At 67.0% G+C, this 8113-nt stretch carries 9 protein-coding genes; 7 read left to right on the top strand and 2 right to left on the bottom strand.

Annotated elements, in window-relative coordinates; translation table 11 throughout:
• The first annotated feature begins 352 nt into the window (after positions 1-352).
• The 7 genes from RMO23_RS04840 to RMO23_RS04870 all read left to right on the top strand — a co-directional run bounded on the left by RMO23_RS04840 (position 353) and on the right by RMO23_RS04870 (position 6489).
• The gene (locus RMO23_RS04840; RefSeq protein ID WP_309679002.1) at positions 353-1576 is read left to right on the top strand and encodes an ATP-binding protein; all 1224 of its coding nucleotides are present in this window, start codon (positions 353-355) and stop codon (positions 1574-1576) included.
• A 78-nt stretch (positions 1577-1654) separates the two neighbouring features.
• Positions 1655-2806: a glycolate oxidase subunit GlcE gene (glcE, locus tag RMO23_RS04845; protein ID WP_309679004.1), complete on the top strand. Its 1152-nt coding sequence runs from the start codon at positions 1655-1657 to the stop codon at positions 2804-2806.
• A gap of 8 nt (positions 2807-2814) precedes the next feature.
• A complete protein-coding gene (locus tag RMO23_RS04850; protein WP_309679006.1) occupies positions 2815-3591 on the top strand; it encodes a YoaK family protein in 777 nt (258 codons plus the stop codon).
• A 12-nt stretch (positions 3592-3603) separates the two neighbouring features.
• Positions 3604-4842, top strand: a complete 1239-nt coding sequence (gene glcF / locus RMO23_RS04855) for a glycolate oxidase subunit GlcF (protein WP_309679008.1) — start codon at positions 3604-3606, stop codon at positions 4840-4842.
• A gap of 93 nt (positions 4843-4935) precedes the next feature.
• Positions 4936-5307 carry a VOC family protein gene (locus RMO23_RS04860; RefSeq protein WP_309679010.1) on the top strand — a complete coding sequence of 124 codons (372 nt, stop codon included), beginning with the start codon at positions 4936-4938 and terminating at the stop codon, positions 5305-5307.
• An 18-nt stretch (positions 5308-5325) separates the two neighbouring features.
• Positions 5326-5778 (top strand): EVE domain-containing protein, encoded by a 453-nt coding sequence (locus RMO23_RS04865; RefSeq protein WP_309679012.1) that lies wholly within the window; start codon positions 5326-5328, stop codon positions 5776-5778.
• Between the two features lie 30 nt (positions 5779-5808).
• Positions 5809-6489, top strand: coding sequence for a YafY family protein (locus tag RMO23_RS04870; RefSeq protein ID WP_309679014.1), 681 nt, complete (start codon positions 5809-5811; stop codon positions 6487-6489).
• Between the two features lie 96 nt (positions 6490-6585).
• On the opposite strand, the gene RMO23_RS04875 is transcribed toward RMO23_RS04870, so the two are convergent.
• Positions 6586-7071, bottom strand: a complete 486-nt coding sequence (locus tag RMO23_RS04875) for a glutathione peroxidase (RefSeq protein ID WP_309679016.1) — start codon at positions 7069-7071, stop codon at positions 6586-6588.
• Positions 7072-7274: 203 nt separating this feature from the next.
• Positions 7275-8113: EamA family transporter (locus tag RMO23_RS04880; protein WP_309679017.1), on the bottom strand; the 839-nt coding region annotated here is incomplete at its 5' end.

The following is an 8113-nucleotide window of genomic DNA, read 5'->3' on the forward strand; positions in this document are numbered from 1 at the left end:
GGCGGTGATGCACCGCGGTGACCTCCCGTTCACCCGGTTCTCAGTCAAGTTGGCCTCCAGTCCAGGTATCATGAGCGTATGTAGCTATTAATTTTGTAGCATGCTGCGCTTGCTTGGCGCCGCATGTGTTGCCGCGCAAGAGCGGCCCGGACACCCCAAGTCAATGGCCATTGACTTGGTTTTACCAAGTGAGGTCGAGCATTTGTAATAGAGGCATGTTGCACTGCAATAGCCCGAAAGACCTTATTCCCCGAGTACCAGGTGCGCTGCATGTATAGAAATCTATAAGCATTTATAGATGTAAATAGCTATACTTTCCAAAACTCTCTATAAACACCCTGCGCAGCACCCCTTGGACAAGATCAACAACCCTTTCTCCCCCGGTGCCGGCTCGCCGCCGCCCGAGCTGGCGGGCCGTGACGGGGTGCTGGAGCAGGCCCGGGTGCTGCTTGGGCGGGTGATGGCCGGGCGGCCTGAAAAAAGCATGTTGCTGACCGGGCTGCGCGGCGTCGGCAAAACCGTGCTGCTCAATGAAATCGAGCGCATGGCCAAGGCCGCCGGCTACCGTACCGTGCTGGTCGAGGCGCATGAGTCGAAGTCGCTGGCGGCGCTGCTGGCGCCGCATTTGCGCACCCTGCTGTTTGACCTGGACCGGATTGCCGCAGCCGGCAACCAGGTGCGGCGCGGCATTGCGGTGCTGAAAAGCTTTGTCGGCGCCATCAAGGTCAAGGTGGCCGATATCGACATTGGCATCGACATCGAGCCCGAGAGCGGCACCGCCGACAGCGGCGATCTGGAGGCGGACCTGCCGGAGCTGTTGGTGGTGCTGGCCGAGGCGGCGCAGGCGCGTGGCCTGGGTGTGGCGATCCTGATCGACGAGATCCAGTACTTCAACGCGGCCGAGCTCAGCGCGCTCATCATGTCCATGCACAAGATGCAGCAGCGCCAGTTGCCGCTGGTGCTGCTGGGCGCGGGCTTGCCGATCCTGCCCAGCCTGGCCGGCGAATCGAAGTCGTACGCCGAGCGCCTGTTTGACTTTCCCGACATTGGCCCGCTGCCCCAGGGCGATGCCATCAAGGCGATCCGCGAGCCGATCGAGGCGGCGGGGGAGGCGATAGAGGCCAACGCCTGCCTGGAGATTTACCAGACCACCCAGGGCTACCCGTATTTTTTGCAGGAGTGGGGCTACCAGGTCTGGAACCATGCGGCGGCCTCGCCGATCACGCGGCAGGTGGTCACCGAAGCCACGGCGCTGGTCTCGACCCGGCTCGACAAAAACTTCTTCCGGGTCCGCTTTGACCGCCTGACGCCGCTCGAGAAAATTTACCTGCGCGCCATGGCCGACTTGGGGGCCGGGCCGTATCGCACCGGCGACGTGGCCGACAGGTTGGGCGTCAAGATCAGCGCCCAGGGCCCGGTGCGTGCCAGCCTGATCAAGAAAGGCATGGTCTACAGCACGGCGCACGGCGAAATGGACTTTACCGTGCCGCTGTTCGATGCCTTCATGCGCCGCGCCATGCCGGTTTTTCCGCCGCCAGCCCCTGAAACGGCCTTGAATCTGCCCGGCGGCGCCTGAGCCGGTCGCAAAAAAACCGAACAGGCCGCGTTCAAAAAAATCAAAACCCCGCTGGCCGGGGCCGCTTACCATCCCTGCATGGTTTCTGATATGGATGTGATTGCCGGCCTGAGCGAGCGGGTACGTGCCGCTGCGGCGGCGGGCCGGCCGCTGCGCCTTCGCGGCGGCGGCAGCAAAGATTTTTATGGCCAGGCGCTGCGGGGCGAGCTGCTGGACACGGCGGCGCTGGCCGGCGTCGTCAGCTACGAGCCGAGCGAACTGGTGGTGACCGCGCGCGCCGCCACCCCGCTGGCGGAACTCGAAGCGCTGCTGGCGGCCCAGGGCCAGTGCCTGCCGTTCGAGCCGCCGCATTTTGGTGATTCTTCCCTGAAGGCGACCGTCGGTGGCATGGTCGCCAGTGGCCTGAGCGGCCCGGCGCGCGCCAGCGTGGGCGCGGTGCGCGACTATGTGCTGGGCGTCAAACTCATCAATGGCCGGGGCGAGGCGCTGACCTTTGGCGGCCAGGTCATGAAAAACGTGGCCGGCTACGACGTGTCGCGGCTCATGGCCGGCAGCATGGGCACGCTGGGGCTGATCACCGAGGTCAGCCTCAAGGTGCTGCCCATCGCTCCGGCCGAGGCGACCCTGCGATTTGCCTGCAGCCAGGCGCAGGCGCTGGGCTGGCTCCATGCCTGGGGCGGCCAGCCGCTGCCGCTCAACGCCAGTTGCTGGGTGAAGGAGGTGGCGGATGGGGCGGCGACGGCTGCTGACGTCGGCACGCTCTACCTGCGGCTGCGCGGCGCCCATGCGGCGGTCGCCGCCGCCTGCCACGCGCTCGGTGGCGAACGGCAGGGCGCGGCAGCCGCCGCTGCCTTCTGGCGGGCCTGCCGCGACCAGCAGCTGCCGTGGTTTCAGCAGCGCAGCGACAACCAGGACTTGTGGCGCCTGTCGGTGCCGCAAACCGCACCGGTGCTGGATTTGCCCGAGGCGCCGCTGATCGAGTGGCACGGCGGCCAGCGCTGGCTGCGCGCCGACGCGCAGCAGGCCGGGCAGCTGCGCGCGGCGGCGGCCGCTGTCGGTGGAAGTGCTACACTTTTTATAGCTGGTGGCGCACGTCCTGATTGGGCTAAGGGCCAATTTAACCGATTTGACGCCTTAAAACCGCCGCTGGACCGGATTCACCGCGATCTCAAGAAGCAGTTTGACCCGGCCGGCATCTTCAACCCCGGCCGCCTGTCCGCGGACTGGTAAGGCCCGGCATGCGACGCCTGCGCCACCTGACGGGGCAACACCGGACGGCTTCGACCAATCGTCTGCTCGGGGCCCTGCTGGCATTCAACGCCGGCGCCATCAATGCCGGCGGCTTCTTGCTGGTCAGCCTCTACACCTCGCACATGACGGGTTTCGCCTCGATGCTGGCGGACAACCTGATTCTGGGCAATGTCAAGCTGGTGTCGGTGGCGCTGGGCGCGCTGCTGGCCTTCACGGCGGGGGCGGCGGTGACGGCGGTGCTGGTCAACTGGGCACGGCAGAACTGGCTGCGCAGTGAATACGCCTTGCCGCTGCTGGTCGAGGCCTTGCTGCTGCTGCTGTTTGGCCTGTTGGGCGCCACGCTGAACCGCCAGGCACCGTTTGCCGTGCCGCTGACGGTGCTGGTGCTGGCCTTCATCATGGGGCTGCAAAACGCGCTGGTCAGCAAAATTTCCGCGTCGCAGATACGCACCACCCACATGACCGGCGTCATCACCGACCTCGGCATCGAGCTGGGCAAGCTGTTTTACTGGAACCACAGCCAGCGCCCGCCCGAGTCGCGGGTGCGCGCCAACCGCATCAAGCTCAGGCTGTTTGCCACCCTGCTGGGCATGTTTGTCGCCGGCGGCCTGGTCGGTGCCTTTGGCTTCAAGTACGTGGGCTTCATCTGGGTGCTGCCGCTGGCGCTGGTGCTGCTGGCGCTGTCCCTGCCGCCGCTGTACGCCGACCTGCAGCGCATCCTGCGCATTCGCCGCAAGCTCAAAGCCAGCCGGCAAACCCCCTGAACCCTCAAATCCATGCAAACCCATCTCGCCCCCGAATTCAAGAACACCGCCGATGGCCTGGAGGCCGAAGCGATTTTGCGCAAATGCGTGCACTGCGGCTTTTGCACCGCCACCTGCCCGACCTACCAGCTGCTGGGCGACGAACTCGACGGCCCGCGCGGCCGCATTTACCTGATCAAGCAGGTGCTGGAGGGCGCGGCGCCGACGCGCAAGACCCAGCTGCACCTGGATCGCTGCCTGACCTGCCGCAACTGCGAGTCCACCTGCCCCAGCGGCGTGCAGTACGGCCACCTGGTCGACATTGGCCGCAAGATCGTCGATGACAAGGTGCCACGCCCGCTCGGTGAAAAGGCGCTGCGCTGGGCGCTCAAGGAAGGCCTGCCGTCGCCGCTGTTCGCGCCCGCCATGAAGGCCGGGCAGGCGCTGCGCGGCCTGCTGCCCGAGACGCTGAAGAACAAGGTGCCGGCCCGGCAAGCGGCCGGTGAATGGCCGACGCGCAGCCATGCCCGCAAGGTGCTGATGCTGGCAGGCTGCGTGCAGCCGGCCATGATGCCCAACATCAACAGCGCCACGGCGCGGGTGCTCGACGCGGCCGGCATCCAGACCGTGGTGGCGGCCAAGGCCGGTTGCTGCGGCGCCGTCAAGTTTCACCTCAACGACCACGACGGCGGCAAGGCCGAGATGCGCCGCAACATCGACGCCTGGTGGCCGCAGGTGGAACCGGGTCAGCGCGCCGGCGCGGGCGTGGAAGCCATCGTCATGAACGCCTCGGGCTGCGGCGTCACCGTCAAGGACTACGGCCATATCCTGAAAGACGACGCGCAGTACGCCGCCAAGGCCGCACGCATCAGTGCCCTGACGCGCGACCTGAGCGAGCTGCTGCCCGAGCTGGTGGCGCCGCTGCGCGAACGCGTGGCGGCCAGGGCCGGCCAGGTCGTCTTTCACCCGCCCTGCACGCTGCAGCACGGCCAGCAGCTGCGTGGCGGCGTCGAGCAGCATCTGGGCGAACTCGGCTTCCAGATCAAGACGGCGCGCTGCGAAGCGCATCTGTGCTGCGGCTCGGCCGGCACCTACTCGGTGCTCAATCCCGAGCTGGCCTACCAGCTGCGCGACCGCAAGCTCGGTCACTTGGGTGAAATGCAGCCCGAAGTCATCGTCTCGGCCAACATCGGCTGCATCACGCACCTGCAAAGCGGCACCGAAACGCCGGTGCGGCACTGGGTCGAGCTGCTCGACGAGGCGCTGAGCTGATCTGCATTCATGGGATAGACCAGGCTACTGACAGCACGTTGTCAGTAGCCCCTGCGCATCATCGGGGCTCGTTCAACTTCTCCGGAGCCCTCCATGAAAAACGCCATCAGCTGGTTCGAAATTCCCAGCACCCAACTCAACGAGGCACAGGCCTTTTACGAAGCGGTGCTGAACTGCACGCTGCGCCGCGAGGCCATGGGGCCGTCCGAGGGTGCGGTGTTTCCTTATGACGGCGAGGGCGTCGGTGGCGCCCTGCTGGCCGGCCCGACGGCGCCCACGCCGGGCGCTGGCGGCACGCTGGTGTACCTCGATGCCTCGCCCTCGCTGGACGCCGCCCTGGCACGCGCCAGCGCCGCCGGCGGGCGCATTGCGCTGGGGCGCCAGGCCTTGCCGCCCGGCATGGGCTTTTTCGCCCACATCATGGACCTCGATGGCAACCGGGTCGGCCTGCACGCGCTGGCCTGAAGCCTCCAGGAAAACGCCATGCCCAAGAACTGGATCGTCGTCGCCAGTGCCGAGCATGCCCGCATGGGCTGCGCGGCCGCCGAGAACGGCTACATGCAGGCCGGCCACGGCAAACTCGCGCCGCTCAAACGCCTCGCGGCGGGTGACCGCGTGGCCTATTACTCGCCCAGCATCGCCTTTGGTGCCAGGGACGGCTTTCAGAGTTTCGTCTCCATCGGGGTCGTGCAGCCGGGCCAGCCCTATGCGTTTGACATGGGCGGCGGCTTCGTGCCCTACCGGCGCGACGTGGCCTATGCGCCGGTCCAGGAGGCCGCCATCCTGCCCCTGCTGGACCAGTTCGAGTTTGTGCAGGACCGGCAGCGCTGGGGCTACCCGTTCCGCTTTGGCCTGTTCGAGGTGAGCGAGCACGATCTGCGCGTCATTGCCCAGGCCCTGCGGGCCGACCTGGCGGCGCTGGGCCTGGCGGCCTGAGCCGGCGCCGGCTGCGCTAAAGTTCGGCGTATGCGCCGTGCCGACCGCCTCTTTCAACTCGTGCAGCTGGTGCGCGGCCGGCGCCTGACCACGGCGGGCTTTCTGGCGGCGCGGCTGGAGGTCTCGGAGCGCACGATTTACCGCGACATTGCCGACCTGCAGCAGCAGGGCGTGCCGATGCAGGGCGAAGCGGGCGTGGGTTACCGCCTGGGCGCCGGCTTTGACCTGCCGCCGCTGATGTTCACGCAGGCCGAGGCCAGCGCGCTGCTGGCCTCGGTGCGGGTGGCCCAGGCCTGGCTGGACCCGGCCATGGCCGGCGACGCGCAAGCCGCCTGGGGCAAGATTTTTTCGGTGCTGCCGGGCGCCGCGCGCGCCGCCACCGACAGCCTGCCGCTGCACGCCCCGGTGCTGGCGCCCGACACCGCCCTGCAGCACCACCTCAAGCTGCTGCGCGAGGCGGTGCAGGCGCGCTGCAAGCTGCGCATTCTTTACCGCGACCTGGCCGGCCAAAGCAGCGAGCGCGTGGTCTGGCCGCTGGGCTGCTTTTACTGGGGCGCGGTCTGGACGCTGGGCGCCTGGTGCGAGGCGCGGCAGGATTTCCGGGTGTTCCGGCTTGACCGCCTGCAGTCAGCGCAGCTGCTGGAGCAGCGCTTCGGGCCCGAAAGCGGCCGCACGCTGGCCGATTTTTTGCGCAGCGTGAAGGCCCGCTAAGGCGCGCGCCAGATTCCGGCGGGCTTCAAGATTGCTATGAAATTCATAGCTGCATGTGCGCATTGATACAGGGCTAGAGGCGTATTTTTTCAGAAATCAGGCGGCCAGCGCGGCCTCGATGTCCTTGGCCAGGTCGGCCGGCTTGTCAAGCGGCGCGTAGCGCTTGATGACCTGGCCGTTCTTGCCGACCAGAAACTTGGTGAAGTTCCACTTGATCGCCTTGCTGCCCAGCAGGCCCGGCGCTTCGGACGACAGCCACTTGTAGAGCGGGTGCGCGGCGGGGCCGTTGACCTCGATCTTGCCCATCATCGGAAAGCTCACGCCGTAGTTGACCTGGCAGAACTGCTCGATCTCGCCCTCGCTGCCCGGGTCTTGCGATCCAAACTGGTTGCACGGAAAGCCCAGCACCGCCAGGCCTTTGGCGGCGTAGCTTTTGTGCAGCTCTTCCAGGCCGCCAAACTGCGGGGTGAAGCCGCACTGGCTGGCGGTGTTCACGATCAGCATGACCTTGCCCTGGAATGCCGACAGGGCGATGTCCTTGCCATCGATCTGGCGGGCTTCGAAATCGTAGACGGTGCTCATGGGGAGGCTCCAAGTGTGAATCACTATCGTAACGTAGCAGCAATTTTCCGCCGGGCCGCCCCAAGGAAAATTAGCCCCCTCGGGGGGCAGGGAGCTACACGAAGCGAGCGAGCGTGGGGGCCAACAATTTTCCGCCGGGCCGCCCCAAGGAAAATTAGCCCCCTCGGGGGGCAGCGTATTGCACGCAGTGAAAAGCGTGGGGGCTATTCCGGTGTCGAGGGTGCCAGCGCCGCGAGCACCGCCGCCAGCACGATCAGGCTGCCGCCCAGCAGCACACGCGGGCTGAAATCGGCCGCACCCAGCGCGGCCGATGAGGCGCTGGCAAACAGGATTTCGGTCAGCATCACGATCGCCGTGGTGCTGGCCGCCAGCCGGGCCGCGCCATACTGCAGCGCCGCATTGCTGGCCATGAAGGCCAGGCCCAGCCCCAGCGCCACCGGAATGCCCGCGGCCTGCAGCGCCGGGGCCGGCACCAGTTGCTGCGACATGCCCAGCAGGGCGGCCGCGGCGGCGACCAGGCCGCCGCCGCCAAACATGGCCAGCATGCGCGATCGGCTCGGCGCATGGCCCAGCTTGCGCAGCAGGGCATTGGTCACGGCAAAGCTGAAACCGCCCATGATGGCGAGCCAGTCGGCGCCGCTGTGCGGCAGCGGCCAGGGCGAGTGGGGCGTCTTGAGCACGATCAGCACCCCGGTCATGGCCAGCAGCAGCCGCAGCAGCGATGCCGCCGTCGGCTTTTCTCCCAGCAGGACCCAGGCCACCAGCACCGACCAGGCCGGCATCAGGTAAAACAGCAGCACCACCCGCACCACATCGCCGACCGTGACGGCCCAGTTAAAGCCGACGTTGGTGACGCCGGCCGAAAGGCCCAGCAGCCACAGGCCGGGGTGCGCGACAAAGCCGCGCCAGGCCGAAAAGTAAAGCGCCAGCAGCGCGGCAAACACCAGCAGGTAGACCAGCGCCGTGGTCCACAGCGGGTGCAGGCCATGGCCCTGCAGCTCGCGCAGGGGCCACCAGGAGACGCCCCAGACGAAGGCATTGA

Source organism: Polaromonas sp. (genome assembly GCF_031411155.1).
In the GTDB taxonomy this organism is placed as follows: domain Bacteria; phylum Pseudomonadota; class Gammaproteobacteria; order Burkholderiales; family Burkholderiaceae_C; genus Polaromonas.